Origin of the sequence: Facklamia sp. P13069 (assembly GCF_050409405.1) — a bacterium.
Taxonomy (GTDB): domain Bacteria; phylum Bacillota; class Bacilli; order Lactobacillales; family Aerococcaceae; genus Facklamia.
In genome coordinates, this window is record NZ_JBNUPN010000052.1 from 1 (window position 1) to 1,807 (window position 1,807).

Annotated in this window: 2 protein-coding genes; both read right to left on the bottom strand. The window is 28.2% G+C overall.

Annotated features, from left to right (window positions below):
* Nucleotides 1–143: 143 nt before the first annotated feature.
* Entirely contained in the window at nt 144–974 is an 831-nt protein-coding gene (locus ACQV2T_RS09295) for a nucleotidyl transferase AbiEii/AbiGii toxin family protein (RefSeq protein WP_428893585.1), read from the bottom strand.
* The gene (locus ACQV2T_RS09300) at nt 967–1,560 is read right to left on the bottom strand and encodes a type IV toxin-antitoxin system AbiEi family antitoxin domain-containing protein (protein WP_428893586.1); all 594 of its coding nucleotides are present in this window, start codon (nt 1,558–1,560) and stop codon (nt 967–969) included. Before ACQV2T_RS09300 ends, ACQV2T_RS09295 begins: the two co-directional genes overlap by 8 nt.
* Between the last annotated feature and the right edge of the window lie 247 nt (nt 1,561–1,807).

Genomic DNA, 1,807 nt, shown 5'->3' on the forward strand with positions numbered 1-1,807 from the left:
AATATCAAGATTATATGTGTCAGGAAGAAAAGAAAAGGAGACCAAGCAACCGTTAGTGGCTTAATCTCCTTGGATAGCATCAACCCTATTGGACATAGAGCCTTAAATCTTCAATCTCTCATCTTTTCATAGATCTACTGATTTTATATTTTTTCTATAATATTTATTCCATTATCTATGGCATCTTCAAACTTTATGTCTCTAGCGTAGAGATTTTTCTTCGAATACGCTTGCCACCTTTTTAAAAAAGCTTCATCTGTTTTTAACATTTCCATTAGACTGATGATTTTATCTGTATCAAATTCCGTTTTTCTATAGTTAAATGTTTGAATACAAGCCTCTTTTAATATATCAATCTCTATTTCCTTATCTTTTAATTTATAAATTATATAAAGATCATAATAATCCTTACTTCTGCTATTTAAAAATCCTCTTGAATAAATTGTTTGAATTTCTTCTGCTAATATTGTTTCTATGGGATAAGCTTTAATTAAAATATCTTTTTGTCCAAAAGCACTTATATATTTATAGTCTATGGGATAGGGTGTAATAACATCTCCTGTTGCAATATCAAGAGGTACGATTTGTCTTATATTCTCCATTCTACAAAGTATACTTACACGAAACCCTCCATACTGGTCATCTTCCTTAATTGTACTTATTCCATGTGTTTTATAGAATATATCATCTGAAGATTTTGTTTCCAGTGCTTCTTGTAATATTTTTAATATATTTTCTTCTGATAAGTGCATATTTCTCAAAAGAAAGTCTATATCTACTGTACTTCTTGAATCTATACCTACTACATTAGATAGAAGAAAACCTCCTTTAAAAACAAAGTTTTCATGATATTTACTCTGTGATAATTTTTTTAATATGCTTTCCAAAAAATAATATAGCATTACTGAATTAAATGGAAGTCCAGTTTCTTTGCTTATCTTGTGACAAATAGCGGTTAGTTTTGCTTTATTCATATACCACCTCCATAACTTCCTTTACTTTATCTTCTATTCCCATTTTTCTTGCTATTTCATAAAGAGAATGTATATCCTTATCCTTATATTTAGAATATGAACGAATGAGTTTTACATAAACTTCAACATCCATTTTTTCTTTGTTAGAAATAAAATCACAAAGTGTTCTTTCGTAGGAATAAACATTAACAGTATTTCCAAACATTGTCTTTTTCTGGATAATGCCTAAGTCATAAATAGATTTTTTTACATAATTAACATTAAGTGTATCTTGCTTTTCATTAAATTTGTAGCCATTGTAAACTGTAACATCCATTATCCATGGAATTTTGTCCGTTACTCCAAGTATAAACAAAGCTGTCTCATAGGAAAATATTGCCTTTTTATACTGATATTGAAAAAAATAGTAGTCATCATAATCACCATCTTTAGTAATATATATTCCTTTTTGAACTCTAAACAATTTTCCTTCTTTTACTAGTCTACCTAAATATACTGTAGGTATATTATTTTCTCTGCAATAAGTAGATGTTATAATACCACCTGACTTTTTAAGATGTCTTTCAATTTGCTTTCTATGATTCATTATATTCATCTCCTTGTTGCATTTACACTTATATTATATACTTTTATTAGTGTATTTACAACAAAGCTTTGAATTCATATCCAATTTATTTCAATTACACAATCCATTATTTTACTTGGCTCTGCTTTCCTACTCTGCTTTTAAAGTTCTATAATAATAGGGTGGATGGAAGAAAAAAACACTTCCTTCCACCCTATTTTTTGGTACATAAAAACACAGAAGTCCGATCTATTAAAAGTGGTAACTA